At 67.4% G+C, this 16,533-nt stretch carries 13 protein-coding genes and 1 riboswitch; of the genes, 8 read left to right on the top strand and 5 right to left on the bottom strand.

What is annotated here, in order from left to right; translation table 11 throughout:
• Positions 1-27 precede the first annotated feature (27 nt).
• Positions 28-510 (bottom strand): gamma-glutamylcyclotransferase family protein, encoded by a 483-nt coding sequence (locus GOSPT_RS17810; protein WP_039856596.1) that lies wholly within the window; start codon positions 508-510, stop codon positions 28-30.
• Between the two features lie 166 nt (positions 511-676).
• Between GOSPT_RS17810 and GOSPT_RS17805 the strand changes: the two genes are divergently transcribed.
• The 5 genes from GOSPT_RS17805 to GOSPT_RS17785 all read left to right on the top strand — a co-directional run bounded on the left by GOSPT_RS17805 (position 677) and on the right by GOSPT_RS17785 (position 6,379).
• A complete protein-coding gene (locus GOSPT_RS17805; RefSeq protein WP_005207843.1) occupies positions 677-2,080 on the top strand; it encodes an NAD(P)H-quinone dehydrogenase in 1,404 nt (467 codons plus the stop codon).
• A gap of 282 nt (positions 2,081-2,362) precedes the next feature.
• Complete coding sequence (locus GOSPT_RS17800; protein ID WP_141630927.1) at positions 2,363-3,610, top strand: hypothetical protein; 1,248 nt, start codon at positions 2,363-2,365, stop codon at positions 3,608-3,610.
• The gene (locus GOSPT_RS17795; protein WP_005207841.1) at positions 3,607-4,092 is read left to right on the top strand and encodes a hypothetical protein; all 486 of its coding nucleotides are present in this window, start codon (positions 3,607-3,609) and stop codon (positions 4,090-4,092) included. The genes GOSPT_RS17800 and GOSPT_RS17795 overlap by 4 nt, the downstream gene beginning before the upstream one ends.
• A 36-nt stretch (positions 4,093-4,128) precedes the next feature.
• Positions 4,129-5,871: a glycerol-3-phosphate dehydrogenase/oxidase gene (locus GOSPT_RS17790; RefSeq protein ID WP_005207840.1), complete on the top strand. Its 1,743-nt coding sequence runs from the start codon at positions 4,129-4,131 to the stop codon at positions 5,869-5,871.
• A gap of 85 nt (positions 5,872-5,956) precedes the next feature.
• Positions 5,957-6,379: a pyridoxamine 5'-phosphate oxidase family protein gene (locus GOSPT_RS17785; RefSeq protein ID WP_005207839.1), complete on the top strand. Its 423-nt coding sequence runs from the start codon at positions 5,957-5,959 to the stop codon at positions 6,377-6,379.
• Between the two features lie 10 nt (positions 6,380-6,389).
• Here the strand turns inward: GOSPT_RS17785 and GOSPT_RS17780 are convergent, their stop codons facing one another.
• Positions 6,390-7,202: a DNA-formamidopyrimidine glycosylase family protein gene (locus tag GOSPT_RS17780; RefSeq protein ID WP_005207838.1), complete on the bottom strand. Its 813-nt coding sequence runs from the start codon at positions 7,200-7,202 to the stop codon at positions 6,390-6,392.
• Positions 7,195-11,862, bottom strand: a complete 4,668-nt coding sequence (locus GOSPT_RS17775) for an ATP-dependent helicase (protein WP_005207837.1) — start codon at positions 11,860-11,862, stop codon at positions 7,195-7,197. The genes GOSPT_RS17780 and GOSPT_RS17775 overlap by 8 nt, the downstream gene beginning before the upstream one ends.
• A 53-nt stretch (positions 11,863-11,915) precedes the next feature.
• Positions 11,916-12,070, top strand: a riboswitch (cobalamin riboswitch).
• 22 nt (positions 12,071-12,092) lie between these two features.
• Here GOSPT_RS17775 and GOSPT_RS17770 point away from each other — a divergent pair.
• Together GOSPT_RS17770 and GOSPT_RS17765 are read left to right on the top strand one after the other, a co-directional pair.
• Entirely contained in the window at positions 12,093-12,320 is a 228-nt protein-coding gene (locus tag GOSPT_RS17770) for a CbtB domain-containing protein (protein WP_005207836.1), read from the top strand.
• A 24-nt stretch (positions 12,321-12,344) separates the two neighbouring features.
• Complete coding sequence (locus tag GOSPT_RS17765) at positions 12,345-13,163, top strand: CbtA family protein (protein ID WP_005207835.1); 819 nt, start codon at positions 12,345-12,347, stop codon at positions 13,161-13,163.
• A 78-nt stretch (positions 13,164-13,241) separates the two neighbouring features.
• On the opposite strand, the gene GOSPT_RS17760 is transcribed toward GOSPT_RS17765, so the two are convergent.
• A complete protein-coding gene (locus GOSPT_RS17760) occupies positions 13,242-13,913 on the bottom strand; it encodes a (2Fe-2S)-binding protein (RefSeq protein ID WP_005207834.1) in 672 nt (223 codons plus the stop codon).
• 130 nt (positions 13,914-14,043) lie between these two features.
• Here GOSPT_RS17760 and GOSPT_RS17755 point away from each other — a divergent pair, with 130 nt between their 5' ends.
• Positions 14,044-15,273 carry an acyl-CoA dehydrogenase family protein gene (locus GOSPT_RS17755; protein WP_039856568.1) on the top strand — a complete coding sequence of 410 codons (1,230 nt, stop codon included), beginning with the start codon at positions 14,044-14,046 and terminating at the stop codon, positions 15,271-15,273.
• 10 nt (positions 15,274-15,283) lie between these two features.
• Here the strand turns inward: GOSPT_RS17755 and madC are convergent.
• Positions 15,284-16,533, bottom strand: a 1,250-nt coding sequence (gene madC, locus GOSPT_RS17750) for a MadC family VWA domain-containing protein (RefSeq protein WP_005207832.1), incomplete at its 5' end; no start/stop codon positions are given.

Genomic DNA, 16,533 nt, shown 5'->3' with positions numbered 1-16,533 from the left:
CGCCCCGCGTCGGGCCCGCGGCGTCGCTCAGGAGTCGATGGGGCCGGGTCCCGGTCCGACGTTGCGCGCCTCGCGCAGCCTGATGTCCTGCACGTAATCAGCTGGGGCGCCTGCACTTTCGGCCGCGTCGGCCATCACGCCGAGGTAGCGCGCCGACGGCAGTCCGCCTTCGAAGGCGTCCATCACGTAGAGCCACGCGAGGACGGGGCCGTCGGAGGTGTCGACGCGCGCACGGATCTTGCGGTGGATGCCGAGTTCTGAGCCCTCCCACCGGTCGAGGGTGGCCTCGTCCTCGTCGGGGACGTCGTAGAGCACGACGAAGACCTTGGCCTCGGGATCGTCGCGGTCCTCGGTGACCGTCGCGAGCGATCCCTCCCAGCCGATGTCGGCGCCGGCAAAGGTGAGTCGCCAACCACGCAGCCAGCCGGTCCCCGACATCGGGGAGTGCGGCGCGCGCTCGGTCATCTGATCCGGACTCATGTTGGACCCGTACGCGGCATATATCGGCACGTCGGGAAACTCTAGATGGTCGCGGCCCGTCACGAAAGCGGACGGTGAGCGACGCGACTCGCCCGGTGACGGCGTGGACGTCGGGGTGGGACTAGGTTGGAGGTGTTGAGCGGTGCCTCTATGCGCCGTACCCGATGGCCCCTCTCACCGAACAGGAGTGTGCTCTGTGACCAGGATCGTGATCATCGGCGGTGGCCCCGCCGGCTACGAGGCGGCGCTGGTTGCGGCAGCGTACGGCGCCGACGTCACCCTGATCGACTCCGACGGCATCGGCGGCGCGTGTGTGCTGTGGGACTGCGTGCCGTCCAAGACCTTCATCGCGTCGACCGGTATCCGAACCGAGGTTCGGCGAGCCATCGATCTCGGCATCAACCTGCGCACCGACGACGCGCTGGTCACGCTGCCGCAGATTCACCAGCGCGTCCGCGACCTCGCGTTCGCGCAGTCGGCAGACATCCGCGACAGGCTGCTCAGCGAAGGCGTGACACTCGTGTCCGGCTACGCCTCGCTGGAGGAGACGCACCCCGGCATCGCGTCGCACCGCGTCGTGGCGACGCTGCAGGATGGCACGACCGAGCACTACGACGGCGATGTCGTCCTGATCGCGACAGGCGCGTCGCCGCGCGTCCTGCCCGACGCCGCGCCGGATGGCGACCGCATCCTGACGTGGCGCCAGCTCTACGACCTCGACAAGCTGCCAGAGCATCTCGTCGTCGTCGGCTCGGGTGTGACGGGTGCCGAGTTCGTGCACGCCTACACCGAACTCGGAGTGAAGGTGACGCTCGTTTCCAGCCGCGACCGCGTGCTGCCCGGCGAGGACGAAGACGCTGCGCTGGTCCTCGAGGATGCGCTGGCCGAGCGCGGCGTCGAATTGGTCAAACATGCGCGTGCCGACAAGGTGGAGCCCACCGGCGACTCCGTGACCGTGTACCTCGCCGACGGCCGCACGGTGACCGGCTCGCATGTGCTGATGACCGTTGGTTCGGTCCCCAACACGGGGGAAATCGGTCTCGACCGTGCGGGAGTCGCGACGGACAAGGGCGGCTACATCACCGTCGACCGGGTGTCGCGCACCTCTGTGCCGGGTATCTACGCGGCGGGCGACTGCACCGGGTTGTTCCCGCTTGCCTCCGTCGCCGCCATGCAGGGTCGCATCGCGATGTATCACTCGCTCGGCGAGGGCGTGAGCCCGATCAAGCTGAAAACCGTTGCCTCCGCGATCTTCACGCGTCCGGAGATCGCCACCGTCGGCGTCTCGCAGCAGGCGATCGACGCCGGCGAGTACCCGGCGCGCACCGTGATGCTGCCGCTCTCCACCAACCCGCGCGCCAAGATGAGCGGTCTGCGGAGAGGCTTCGTCAAGATCTTCTGCCGCCCCGCGACCGGTGTCGTGATCGGGGGTGTGGTGGTCGCACCGACGGCGTCGGAGTTGATCCTTCCCATCGCCTTGGCCGTGCAGAACAAGCTGACCGTCGGCGATCTCGCCCAGACGCTCTCGGTTTATCCCTCGCTCTCGGGTTCGATCACCGAGGCCGCGCGACAGCTCGTGCGGCACGACGACCTCGACTGAGTTCTCTCGGCGTGCCCGCGGCGAAGGGCCAGCGCAGGTTGAGTTGGTGCACAGGCTGGAGTTGGTGCACAGGCGTGAGAATCCTCGGCCGCGCGCGGCGATGTCGCGGTACCGTTTCGGCGAGATCACGCGACGACTGACGGGGGGGTACGCGTGTCGGGTCGGTACTACGAGCATCCCGATTTGCCCGCGGTAAGCACTGGTACAGGCTCTCGGAACAGCTACCTGTTCAACGACGGGGGTGCTCATGCGACCAGCAACGGCCGCACTCCATGGGCTTCGATGAGTGTCGCCGAGATCCTCGCGAAGATCGAGAGCATCACCGACAGCTCTGCCAGCGGTGACGCGAACGCCATTCAAGCCGCGCTCGACGCTGTCGGGAAGGTCGTGAAGAGTCTGACGAGCGCCTTCGGAGACGACACGATGCTCGGGCGTGCGGCCGACGGAAGTACCGCGGCGGGTGCGGGTGTCGGCAAAGCCATCTCAGCGGCGGCCGAGTCCGTCCGGCCCGCGATCGACGCACTCGCGCAGGCCCAGGACGTCCTCACCGCTACCTCTCAGCAGGCCGGTGCTGTCAGGCATGCGGCCGCGCAGATCCGCGCGCATCCCGAGGATGCGTCGACGTTGCGTGCGGAGGTCGTGTCGTTGATGGAAGGCGTCTACACGAACCCGATGGTCAGCGTCCAGACGTGGCTACCCGAACTGCCGGCTGCGTCGTCGGATCCGATGGCGGGCAGCGACTCGGGCCAGGGTGTCGTCGCCGGCACCGGCGCGGGATCGGGGCGCACGCAGTCGGGCAACGTCGCCGATTCCGACCTGAGCGGCTCCGCCGGACCGGGATCGAGCGGCGAGGTCTCGACCTCGCCGTCGACGCCGGCGCCTGCGTCCCCCGCTGCGGGTGGAGTGGGCCCCGGCGGACCGTCGAGCTCCACCGGAACGTCGGCGGCAGGCACGGCCGACGCTGATGCCGACCGGCTGACGCGAGGAGGGTTCGGCAGCGCCGACTCTGCCGCGGCGAGCACACCGGTGAGCGGTATCGGTGGACCCGGTGCAGCGGACTCCGGGCGGACGGGATCGCTCGGCGCGGGTCGTAGCGGATCGTCCGGTCTCGGCGCAGGTCAGGGCGTCGGCGCCGGTTCGGGGAGTGCACTTGCGCCATCACTCGGCGCATCGCGACCGCCTGGGTTGGGCACCGCGCCGTCGACGCCTGCAATGTCGGCGAGCCCGAGTGCGGGACCTGCGATGCGGTCGGGTCCGAACTCCGCGATGCCACCGGCGTCGGGTGGCGGTGCCCGCGACCGTGGCGACAACAAGCACCAGTCGGCCCGCTACCTCAACACCCGTGAGCACGGCGAGGAGATCGTCGGCGACCTCCCGCTCGTCGGTCCGCCGGTGATCGGCGACTGGACGCCGCAGTCGATGCCGCCGCTCGATCCCGCTGCCGACACCAGCGCGAGCGAACCGAAGGTCGATGCGCAGCGATCCGGTGCGCACGCTGAGGCCTCTCGTGAGCGGGGTGCGGGCCGATGACTCCGAACGCCACCGCCGGTCGGATCGACAGGTTGTCGCCTGACGTTCGCGGTCTCGCCGACCGCATTGCCGACGACGTCGTCGACGATGCGCTCGGCCGACTGGCGGTCGTCGTTGTCGACGTCACCGACATCGGTGGGGTCGAATCGGTACGCGACGCGATGACCCAATGGCAGACCACTGGTCGGGTGTCGAAGGACACCCGCAAGCGACTCGACGCCGCGATGGTGCAGCGTGATGTCGACGGCCTCGCTGCGCACCGTGCGGGCGATGCGTTCACCCAACGGGTTCACTTTCGCGCTGCTCGCGGATTGACTTGTCTGGCAATCATTTTCGACGCCGACATCGTCGCTCGGCGTCGTATGCGAGAAGCGGTGTACGAGGCGTCGGTCGCTCTGGGTGGCAGCGCGGGTGTGGTCGGCGTGCTGGTCGACTTCACCCGACCGGGTGCCCGCGTGCCGGTCGGCGCGCCGTATCAATGACCGGTGAACCCCCGTGGTGTCGATTAGTCTCGGCTCATGGAGACGGAGTTCAATCCGGACCGACCAGCTGACCTTGGGCCGCTCTACCGCGAGCAGGCGTGGCGTCGGCTGGGTACCGAACAGTTCGACATCGTCGTCATCGGCGGTGGTGTCGTCGGCGTCGGAGCGGCTCTCGACGCCGCGACGCGTGGCCTGCGGGTCGCGCTCGTCGAGGCGCGAGACATCGCTTCGGGCACGTCGAGCCGCTCGTCGAAGATGTTTCACGGCGGACTGCGTTATCTCGAACAACTCGAGTTCGGGTTGGTGCGTGAAGCGCTCCACGAGCGCGAACTCTCACTCAGCCTGCTGGCCCCGCACCTGGTCAAGCCGTTGCCGTTCCTCTACCCGCTCACGCATCGCGTCTGGGAACGTCCGTACGTCGCCGCGGGGATCTTCCTCTACGACACGATGGGCGGCGCCAAATCGGTGCCGGGCCAGAAGCATGTGACGCGGTCGGGTGCGCTCCGCGTGGCGCCCGCGTTGAAGCGTGATTCGCTGATCGGCGGCATCCGCTACTACGACACCGTTGTCGACGACGCCCGGCACAGTCTCACCGTCGGGCGCACCGCCGCGAACTACGGTGCGGTGATCCGCACGTCGACGCAGGTGGTCGGATTTCTGCGCGACGCCGACCGCATCATGGGTGTGCGCGTCCGCGATACCGAGAACGGTGAGACCGCCGAGATCAAAGCGCACTGCGTGATCAACGCGGCAGGCGTGTGGACCGACGAGGTGCGGGCACTGTCCAAGCAACGCGGGCGGTTCAAGGTCCGGGCCTCCAAAGGCGTACACATCGTGGTGCCGCGCGATCGGATCGTGAGCGAGACGGCGATCATCTTGCGGACCGCGTCCTCGGTGCTGTTCGTGATCCCGTGGGAGACGCACTGGATCGTCGGCACGACCGACACCGACTGGCACCTCGATCTCGCGCACCCGGCCGCGACCCGCGCCGACATCGACTACCTGCTCGAACGTGTCAACGAGGTGCTGGTGACACCGCTGCGTCACGACGACATCGAAGGCGTCTACGCCGGGCTGCGACCCCTGCTCGCAGGCGAGGACGAAGCGACGTCGAAGCTTTCACGCGAGCACGCGGTGGCCGAGATCGCGCCGGGGCTCATCTCGATCGCCGGTGGCAAGTACACGACGTACCGCGTGATGGCCGCCGACGCCGTCGATGCCTGCGTCGATTTCATCCCGACACGCGTTGCGCCGTCGATCACCGAGCGTGTCCCGCTCATCGGCGCCGACGGGTACTTCGCGCTGATCAACCAGTGCGAGTCTCTCGGCGAGAAGTACGGACTGCACCCCTACCGGATCCGTCGACTGCTCAACCGGTACGGATCGCTGATCGACGACGTGTTGTTCTACGCGGCGGATGATCCGTCGCTGCTGCGTCCACTCGAGGCCGCGCCGCAGTATCTGCGCGTGGAGGTCGTGTATGCGGCCGTCGATGAGGCGGCACTGCACCTCGAGGACATCCTGGCGCGCAGAACCAGGATCTCGATCGAGTACGCGCATCGCGGCGTCGACTGCGCTCAAGAGGTCGCCGACCTCGTCGCGCCGGTTCTCGGCTGGGGCCCTGAGAAGGTGGCGTTCGAGGTCGAGACCTACAAGGCGCGGGTCGCCGCGGAGATCGCCTCACAACAGCAACCCGACGACGAATCGGCAGACGCGCTGCGTGCCGCTGCACCTGAGTCGCGGGTCGACATCCTGGAACCGGTGCCGATTCCGGACTGAATGGCACGCTTTCGCAACAGGACCAAATGCCCTTCGCCCGGCGCCTCGGCGGCGTGACAATGGATTCATGAGCAGAGGAGACGCCATGGTGCACAATCCCATTCACGAGCTTCCCGTCGACGAGGCATGGGCGCTGCTCGCCACCTCCGACGTCGGAAGGATCGCGTTGAGCGTCGGTGGCCAGCCCGACATCTTTCCCATCAACTATTTCGCCGGTGACGGTCGCGTGTTGATGCGCACAGCGGAGGGCACCAAGCTCGCCGAACTCGCCGTCAACGGCAAGGTGGCCTTCGAGGCCGATGCCTACGACGACGACGGCGGGTGGAGTGTCGTGGTCAAGGGGTCGGCGCGAATTCTGACCACCGGCGCCGAGATCGCCAAGGCCGACGAGGCCCCGTTGCGCCCGCTGATCCCGACGTTGAAGTACAACTACGTCGAGATCGTGCCGGACGAGGTCAGCGCGCGTCGCTTCGAGTTCGGGCCAGAGCCGGAGCGGTATCCGGTCTAGGCGCCGACGTTCAGCTCTGGCACCGCGGGCAGTAGTAGACGACCCGATCCTCGCTGGTCGAGTCCGGCCGGTCGCGCCAGAACTCGCGGGCGATGAGCGTTCCGCATCGTCGGCACGGTTGCCCGATTCGTCCGTAGACCCAGGTGCGCGCATTGTGTCCGGTGCGACCGGTGGTGGTGCGTGCCGTGCGAAGCCTGTTGGCCCACAACATTCTTCGGCACAGGTCGACGAGTGGTGGCACGTCGACGTCGGCGACGAGTCGGTCGGGTCGGACACCCCGGAGGAAGCACGCCTCACACCGGTACACATTGCCGACACCTGCCATGAGCCGTTGGTCGAGTAGCGCCTCGCCGATCTTCGCGTCCGGCCGTGCCTCGATGTTGGCGACGGCGCGCGCGGCGTCGAAGTCGTCGGAGAGAAGGTCGGGTCCGAGGTAGTCGAGGTCGGCGGCGGCACGGGGAAGTAGCTCGAGAATCCCGAGTTCGAAGCCGACGGCCTCGTACCCGTTTGCCTCCAACACGATTCGCGCCTGATACGCGGGTCGGCGCCACTTGGTGCCGACGCGATGTACGTGCCACACGCCTTCCATCTTCAGGTGGCTGTGGATGCTGACGCCATCGGGCGCCGACGTCGCAGTCGCCGCCGCGGGCACGACGTCGATGAGCAGATGTTTGCCCCGGGAGCGGACCGCGGCGACCCGTCCGCCGCGCAGGTCGGTGGTGGCCAGCGACGGAATGCGAAAGTCGGTGCGCTCCAACGTGGTCTGATCGAATGCGCGACGGAGACGGTCTGCGGCCTGGTAGACGGTGTCGCCCTCAGGCATGCTGTCCGTATCGCATTCGGAGGCCGCGGGGAGTGGTCGCGAATCCGGCGCCGACGAGCACCCGCTGCAGGTCGGAGCGCAACGCGGTGACGCCGTCGATGGAGTCGATGGTCAGGCGGGCGACACGACCGGCCCGCACGATGTCGGCGAGCGCTGCTGCCATGGCCTCTAATGCGGGGACGTCGTCGCTGAAGGTCAACACGGTCTTCCCGCCGCGTTCGACAAATGCGACGAGTTCGCCCTCGACGAGACATACGAGGGCGCCTGGTTTGCGGCCCGGTCGATGCCCGCCTGCGCCGGGCGTCGTGTCTGGCCAGGGCAGCGCTGCCCCATACGGATTGGCCGGGTCGGTGGCGGCCAGAACCGTCGCGGTGTTCGGTGCGCGGTGACTGCCCGGTGCGTCGTCGGTCAGGGCGTGGCGGCGCAATTGGTCGACGGTGGAGGTGCCCGCGAACTGGGCACCGCCGAGGCCGTCGACGTAGTAGCCTCGTCGCACCTGGCCGCTGTCTTCGAAGATGTTGAGCGCCTTGTAGATTCGTGCGAATCCTCCGACGACGTCCTCCGCCGTCACGCTGCCCCGGGTGACGACCCCGTAGCGTGCGAGCAGTTGGTCGCACAGGGCCTGAGTCGCGACAGTGGTCTCGAGCAGCGCTGTAGGGGTTGCGAACCAACGACCGGTTGCCGTGGAGGGCGTCGTGGCGCCGCCTGTCTGCGAGAGGAGATGCCGCGTGCTCAACCGTCCGGGCCGCAGGCGCGGAGCCTGACCGCGCGATCGGTGTGACGGCATGGACCGACTCGACGACGAGGTGCGGCGAGGCGCCTGCAACGCACGGACCGGCGCAAACGTGTCGTTGCTGACGTGACCGGCCCAGACGAGGTCCCACAGGGCGTCCTCGACCTGCTGGCGCGTCGCGGTGGCGCCCGGCGATGCTTCGCTCTCCGTCGACGCGTCGTCGAGCAGTTGGGCGAAGCGCAGTCCGCCCCCGGTGCCGAAGGTGTCGAGGAGGCGGGTGTGGATCTCGGTGGTGTCGATCTCGACCTCGGTCGGTACGAACAGCGGTGCGAGGTCGGCGGGGAAGAAGCTGATCCAGCCGTCGGTGGAGCCGATCCGGCCGTGACCCGCCCACATGAAGTCGCCGCTGGAGAGGAGTTCGTCGAGCATGGCCGGCCGGTAGTCACTGATCCTGCTCGGCAAGATCAGCGACTCCCACGCCGACGCCGGGAGCTGATGGCCCGCCAGTTGGTCGAGGACCGCCGCGAGTCCGTCGACTCCGGTGAGCCTTTCGTCGTCGGCGACGTGCTGCCACGCTCCGAGAAATCTGGCGAAGGTCGGGCCGTCGACGGGTGCGACGTCGGCTCGGCTCGCGGCAAGTGAGCCTCGTCGGATCTGCCCGAGCACGTCGCTGTGACACCACTGTGTGGTCCACGCGGGGCTGCCGTCGGGGTCGTCGTCGGTGGCGGGTAGAAAGTCGCCTTCGACGACCTTGCGTTCGGCGGCAAGGCGAATCAGCGTGTCGCGCACCACCGCGGGTGCCATTCCGATCGACTCGGCGGCCTCGTCGACGGTGAACGGGCCGTGCGTGCGCGCGTACCGATGGACGAGATCGCCGACGGGATCGGGAACAGACTCGGTGAAAGCTGCCGGAACACCCAGTGGCGCAGGAACTCCCAAGCCGTCGCGCAGGCGTGCGGTGTCTTCGACAGCGGCCCAGAGCGGCACGCCACGGATGCTCACGGAGATGATCGCGCCACGCCGATGCAACTCGGTCAACACGTCAAGCGCCGCAGGGCTGTCGTCGTCGCGCCGATACCGCAGCGCCACCTCGTCGGTCGTGAGCGGACCGAGCCACCGCAGCAGGTCGGCGATATCCTCGGCGTCGCGTGCCTTGCGGTGCTCGTCGAGGCGTTGCAGCCGTGCGACCACGGCGGCGATGACGGCGGGATCGAGCAGTTCGCGCAGGTCGACGCGCCCGAGTAGCTGTGCGAGGAGCGCGGTGTCGAGGGAGAGTGCTGCGGCGCGACGTTCGGCGAGCGGGGCGTCGTCGTTGTACATGAACGCTCCGACGTAGCCGAACAGCAGCGATGCCGCGAACGGCGACGGTTCCGGGGTCTCGACCTCGATCAGCCGAACACGTCGCGATCGGATGCGAGTGAGGAGGTCGGTGAGCGACGGCAGGTCGTAGACGTCCTGCAGGCATTCGCGGACCGTCTCCAGGATGATCGGAAAGTCGGGGAATTGCGATGCGACGGAGAGCAATTGGGCGCTGCGCTGGCGCTGCTGCCACAGCGGTGCCCGACGGCCGGGGTCGCGGCGGGGGAGTAGCAGGGCTCTGGCCGCGCACTCCCGGAATCGTGAGGCGAACATCGACGAGTCGGCGAGGGCGTCGGTGACCATCTGCTCGATCTCGTCGGGATCGACGACGAAGACTGCGGCGCCCGGCGGTTCGTCGTCGGTGTCGGGGAGGCGCACGATGATGCCGTCGTCGGATGCGGTGACCGCACCGTCGAGTCCGAGGGTGGCCTGCAGGCGGGCGGAGATCGCCGACGCCCACGGCGCGTGTACGCGTAAACCGTAGGGGGAGTGCAGGATCAGGCGCCAGTCGCCGAGCTCGTCGCGGAACCGCTCGATGACCAGGGTCCGGTCGGTCGGTACCTGTCCGGTCGCGTCGCGCTGCTCGGAGATGATCGACGCGAGGTTGTCGCGTGCGTACTCGCTGAGCCCGAGTTCTGTTGCCTGACGGTCGAGTTCGGCCTCGTCGGCGATGGAGCCGACGAACTTCCCGATCGCCGCGCCCAGTTCGGCCGGGCGTCCCTGTGCGTCGCCGATCCAGAACGGGAGGCGGCCGGGCTGACCGAATGCGGGTGAGACGAGTACGCGGTCGTGGGTGATGTCCTCGATTCGCCAACTCGTCGCGCCGAGCGCGAAGACGTCGCCGACGCGCGACTCGTAGACCATCTCCTCGTCGAGTTCGCCTACGCGGCTGGACTTTTCGCCGACCATGAACACACCGAAGAGCCCACGGTCGGGGATGGTGCCGCCAGAGGTGACCGCTAGTCGTTGCGCACCACGGCGACCGGTCAGTGTGCCAGCATCACGATCCCAGGTGACACGTGGACGTAGTTCGGCGAACTCGTCGGAGGGGAAGCGACCCGAGATGAGATCGAGTGTCGCCTCGTAGATCGACCGGCTCAACTCCCGGTACGGCGCAGCGCGGCGGACGATCTCGTACCACTCGTCGACCTCGAGCACGTCGAGAGCGGCCGCGGCGATCGTCTGTTGCGCAAGCACATCCAGTGGACTGCGCGGTACCTGCAGCTCTTCGATTGCGCCCGCACGCATCCGCGAGACGGCGACCGTGCAGCCGATCAGGTCGGTGCGATGCTTGGGGTACAGAACCCCCTGACTGATCTCGCCGACCTGGTGGCCCGCGCGTCCGATCCGCTGCAGCCCGCTGGCCACCGAGGGTGGTGTCTCGACCTGGATCACCAGATCGACCGCGCCCATGTCGATGCCGAGCTCGAGTGAACTCGTCGCGACCACACAGCGCAGGCGGCCGCTCTTGAGGTCGTCTTCGATCTCGGCGCGCTGCTCCTTGGAGACCGACCCGTGGTGTGCGCGGGCCAGGACAGTCGCGGCGCCGGTGGTGGCCCCCGAGGCCATGACCATTGCGGGTGCGCCGCCACCGACGCGGTCGTTGCGTGGTGGTTCGCGGCCAGGCTCGGTGCGTTGCTCGTGGATCTCGTTGAGCCGCGCGGTGAGACGCTCGGCGAGCCGTCGAGAGTTGGCGAACACGATCGTCGTACGGTTGGTCTCGATGAGATCGACGATCGACGCTTCGACGTAGGGCCAGAGCGAACCCGCGGTCGGCGAGAACGCGTCGTCGAGCTCATCCGCATCCGGTGCATCCGGTGGCGGCGGGATGTTGGCCATGTCGGGTACCGGGACGTCGACGCGGAGGTCGAAGGTCTTCGACGCCTTTGGCCGCACGATGGTGCACGGACGGGAGCCGGAGAGGAACTCAGCGACTAGCTCGGGCGGGCGGACCGTCGCCGAGAGTCCGATGCGTTGCGCCGGAGAGTCGAGCAGTTCGTCGAGGCGTTCGAGCGACAGCGCCAGGTGCGTGCCGCGTTTGGTGCCTGCGACGGCGTGTACCTCGTCGACGATCACCGTCTCGACCGTGGTGAGCGCTTCCCGTGCCGACGAGGTGAGCATCAGGTAGAGCGACTCGGGCGTGGTGATGAGGATGTCGGGTGGCGTTTTGGCGAGGAGTCGACGCTGGGCGGCGGGGGTGTCGCCCGAGCGCACGCCGACGGTGATCGACGGTTCGGTGATCCCGAGTTCCTGCGAGGCGCGTGTGATGCCCGCCAGTGGCGCGCGCAGGTTGCGCTCGACGTCGACCGCCAGTGCTTTGAGTGGGGAGATGTAGAGGACGCGCGTGCCCTTGGACCGATCGGGGCGGGCGGCAAGTGAATCGAGTGCCCAGAGAAACGCCGACAGGGTCTTGCCCGAGCCGGTGGGCGCGATGACCAGGGTGTTCTCGCCGTCGGCGATGGCTTTCCACGCGCCCTGCTGGGCGGGTGTCGGCGCGGGGAAGGCGCCGCCGAACCACCGACGCGTCGGGTCGGTGAAGCGGTTCAGGATGGAGGACGAGCTGGGCACTCTTCCATTGTTCCGCACGGGTCTGACAGTGCGGTGCGACGTGCTGGTCCGGCGGCGAGAACCTGGTATAGAGTCGATCCACGCTGGTTGCCAGGAACCCGGTGAGAATCCGGGACGGTCGCGCCACTGTAAGTCCGACGGGAAGCGACCTGTCGCGACGAGTCAGGACGTGGCAACCAGGCCACATTGCTCCACGTCAGGGACGCGTCATCCCGGAAGGAACCCTCTCAATGGTTGCCACCTCATCACAGGCCGAACGTCGGCCCGCTGCGCTCGCCGTACCGAATCTCTCGGTCGCTTCGGCCGCGCTCTGGCTCACCGCCACTGTGCTCATCGCCGCGCTGGCCTACTACTTCATCGGGTACGACCAGGGCGCCTGGTCGGTGTTCGGCAGCGACACCCACATCCACGAGTTCGTGCACGACTCCCGCCACTTCCTCGGCTTCCCCTGCCACTGATCTGACCCGGGAGACAACAGAACAATGGAGAAGAAGTTCGTCGGCGCGGGCCTGCTATCAGGCCTGATCGCCGGAATTTTTGCGTATGTGTTCGCTCGTATCTTCATCGAGCCGGTGGTCGCCAAGGCGATCGACTACGAAGAGGGTCGCAGCCACGCCGAGGAGATGCTCAGCGGCGAACACGGCCACGAGCACGAGGTGTTCACCAGGTCGGTGCAGGAAAACATCGGGGCCGGGGTCGGCACCGTGATCTTCGCGATCGCGATGGGCGCGTTCTTCGCGGTCGGGTTCACGGTCTTGTGGACCTACCTCGGACGGCGATACCCCGCGACCGATCCGCGCTGGGCGGCGGCCGCGCTCGGCGCGCTCGGATTCGTGGCCTTCTTCGGCGTCCCGTACTTCGCCTATCCGGCCAACCCGCCGGCTGTCGGCAACGACGAGACCATCGCCGACAGGTCGAGTGCCTATCTCACCATCACCGTGGTGTCGGTAATCGCGATCATCGCGGCCGTCGTCTTCGCGCTGTGGCTGCGTCCACGCATCGGTGGGCTGCTCGGTGCGATCGCGGGCGGCGTCGGCTACCTGGTAGTGGTCACCGTCGCGATCGCGTTGCTGCCGAGCTTCGACGAGGTACCGACGCCGGTCACCAACGACGCGGGCCAGATCGTGTTCCCAGGTTTCCCGGGCGACGTCATCGGCGACTTCCGCGTCTACGCGATCGCCAACCAGGTGATCCTGTGGACGGTGCTCACCGCGGTGTTCGCGCTGGTCCTGGGCGCGATGTCGCGCTCGCGGTCGTCGAAGCAGGTTGTCGACGACCCCGCGACGCAAACGGTCGCCTGACGCTCCTTTAAACGCGGCTCGAGTTGGCAGGCGCGGCTGGTACACCAGCCGCGTTCGCAAGTTCGGGCCGCGTTTGGCTTATCCGGACAGCACGCAGTCGCCGCACACGGCTGTGCGATCGCCCGATACCTGGTAGATCAGGCAGCAGCTGCGTCGTCGGAAACTCGGTCCGGCCCGCAGGTATCCGCCCTCGATGTCGGGGCGTGCGAGGAAAAGGTCGGCGTGGCGTCGGGCCGCGTCGGCGAGTTCTGGCCGGGCGGTACCGATCATGCGCACCGCCGAGTTGATCGCCGACGCGATGTTGCCGCCGAGGACGTGTGGCCCAACCGGGTACGACGCGTCGAAGAGTGCGGTGAGGTCGTCGACGGCGCGAGGGAACCCGTCGTCGAGCGCAGGCTTCGCGTCGACCGTCACGACGGATAGGGGGAAGGGCCCGCCGAGATGGTCCTGCCACCAGACGTCTGCGGGGTCGAGGGACAGGCGGGTGCCGATCACCGCTGCAGCGAGCGCCGGTGCAAGCAGCCTGGCGACGAGACCAAGGTGAGTCACCGACGCCGCGACGCGAGGTGAGACGTTCGACGCCGCGCCCGCAGCCAGAGCCTTCCGGACCCTTTCGACGCGGCTGTCGATGCGTCGTGGATTCGCCAGTGCCGCAGCCAGAGTCGACCACGGCCCGTCGACTGGTGCCGCGGCTGCGTGGGTGTCGGTCGCAAAGAACGGTCCGAACTCGGCGAACACGTGATCGTTCACGCTCTCTGCCTATCTCATCGACCGCTCGCGCGTCCAGCGAGCCCGCGAGGGCCGCCGCTGGACAAGTTGGGATCGGGGCTGACACAGTATGGAACGTGTTCTAATTTCCGGCGTTGAACGGTGGGTGGCAATGTTCGAGTGGTCCGAGGAAGACCTCATGGTGCGCGACGCGGTGCGGTCGTTCGTCGACAAGGAGATCCGCCCGCATTCCGACGAACTCGAGAGCGGTCAGTTGCCGCCGTACGACATCCTGCGCAAGCTGATGACGTCGTTCGGCGTCGACGCAATGGCACGCGAGGGCCTGGAGAAGGAGCTCGACGCAGAGGCCGCGGGCGAGTCGAAGTCCAAGGGTTCCGGGGGTTCCGGCGGCGGCATGATGAACTCGATGGCGCTGATCCTCAACATGGAACTCGCGGCCGCGAGCCTCGGCATGGTGGTGTCGATGGGCGTCAGTGTCGGGTTGACGGTGTCGACGATCCGGTCGAAAGGCACACTCGCACAGAAGAAGCGGTGGCTCCCCGAGCTGGTCACGCTCGAGAAAGTCGGTGCCTGGGCGATCACCGAACCGGATTCCGGCTCAGACGCACTCGGTGGCATGAAGACGACGGTCCGCCGCGATGGCGACGGTTACATCCTCAACGGGCAGAAGACCTTCATCACCAACGGTCCGTACGCCGACACGATCGTCGTGTTCGCGAAGCTCGACGAGGGCGATGGCACCCCAATGCGTGAACGCAAGGTGCTCACCTTCGTCCTCGACAAGGGCATGGAAGGCCTCACCCAGGGCAAGCCGTTCAAGAAGATGGGCATCATGAGCTCGCCGACCGGTGAGCTCTTCTTCGACAACGTTCGCCTCGGTCGCGACCGGCTGCTCGGCGAGACCGAGGACGTCGGATCGGGTAGTCGTGGCGACGATGGCGTCAAGGCGGGCTTCACCGCTGAACGGATCGGTATCGCCGCACTGTCGATGGGCATCATCAATGAGGCGCAACGACTTTCGATCGAGTATGCGAAGTCGCGCACGCTCTGGGGTCAGGAGATCGGGAAGTTCCAACTCATCCAGCTCAAGCTGGCCGAGATGGAAATCGCACGGATCAACGTGCAGAACATGCTGTTCAACGCACTCGAACGAGCGAAGGCGGGTAAACCGCTGTCGCTTGCCGAGGCGTCGGCGATGAAGCTCTACTCGTCTCGCGCGGCCACCGAGGTCGCGATGGAAGCAGTGCAATTGTTCGGCGGCAATGGCTACATGACGGAGTATCGCGTGGAACAGCTTGCGCGCGATGCGAAGTCGTTGATGATCTACGCCGGCAGCAACGAGATCCAGGTGACACACGTGGCAAAGGGGCTGCTGGCGTAATAGCGATGTGTCAGGCCAGTGCTGAGCCGAGTTCGTCGACCTTCTCGATCAGTTCTGTCCCGTCGCGCGCGCTCACCGCGCCACTGCAATGCAGTGAGTACTCATCGAGCGCGCAACCTGTTTGGGTCCAGTAGCGGCGCGGCTCGGGGGTGAGCCAGGCCACCCGATGGACGCGCCTGGCCAGCTCGGCGAACAGATCGACTTGCGGATCGAAACCGTTGCTGCGCGCGTCGCCGACGACGAGAACCGACGTACGCGGCGTGATGAGACCGCGGTGGATCTCGAGCAACTCGGTGAGCATTCGGCCATAATCGCTGGTCGCTGACAGGTCCAGGTCGTCGGTGGCCAGCACGGCCGTGAGTGCGTCGTCAGCTGCTGCGGTTCGCAGTGCGGTGGTGACCAGCACGGGTCGGTCCACGAATGCGACGACCTCGCAGTGGTCGCCGAACTCGTACAGGGTTTGTGCGAGTCGCAGGATGAAGCCCGCGACTGGTCGCACCGACAACGAGACGTCGACAAGGACGAGAAGCCGTACCGGGCCGGGTGTGCGATTCCTGCGCCACAGTGTGAGGGGGACCCCGTCGGTGCGGACGGCGCAGCGCATCGTGCGACGCATGTCGAGCGATCCACGATCAGCCGCGCGCACCACCGTGCGCGGCGCTCCCCGAATTCGTTGGACGAGTCGGTGACATGCTCGGTCGATCTGTGCTTGGTCGGTGCCGTGAACCGGATCGGTGTCAGGACCGGTGATCACGGGTGTGGCGGCAAGACGTTCGGATAGGGCCGAGATGAACTGGGACAGAGCATGTTCGAGCTCCTCACGTTGCTCGTCGGTGAGGTTGTCCGCGCCGTCGTCGTCGTAGGCGCTGCGTGCGTCGGCGGCGTCGAGAGCGGCGAGAATCGCTGCGGCATCGGCCATGGAGAGCGACGTTCCGCTGACGCGGGCCGTCGAGCCGACGAGCTCCCCGGCCTTGGCTGCTGCTGCTCCGTCGATCTCGACCGTGTAGGTGATTCCGCCTGCGACGGTGTTGCTGTCAGAGTCGACAGCCAACTGTTCGGTCCCCGCCGATACCGAGAAGTCGTTTTCTTCGCGATGCGCGCTCTCCCCTTGACGCTCCCGTGCGTCTGGATCGTCGGCCATCAGATCGCCGATCTCATCGGTGTGCTCGTCTGCGCCGATCCTCCTCGCCGCGCCGTCGAACTCATCATCCCAGGCGATGTCATCGGGCAGTTCGGCTGCCGTGCCGCGGGGTCGCGGAA

Source organism: Gordonia sputi NBRC 100414 (assembly GCF_000248055.1).
GTDB classification, from domain to species: Bacteria; Actinomycetota; Actinomycetes; order Mycobacteriales; family Mycobacteriaceae; genus Gordonia; species Gordonia sputi.
This window is presented reverse-complemented; position numbering and strand designations above follow the sequence as displayed.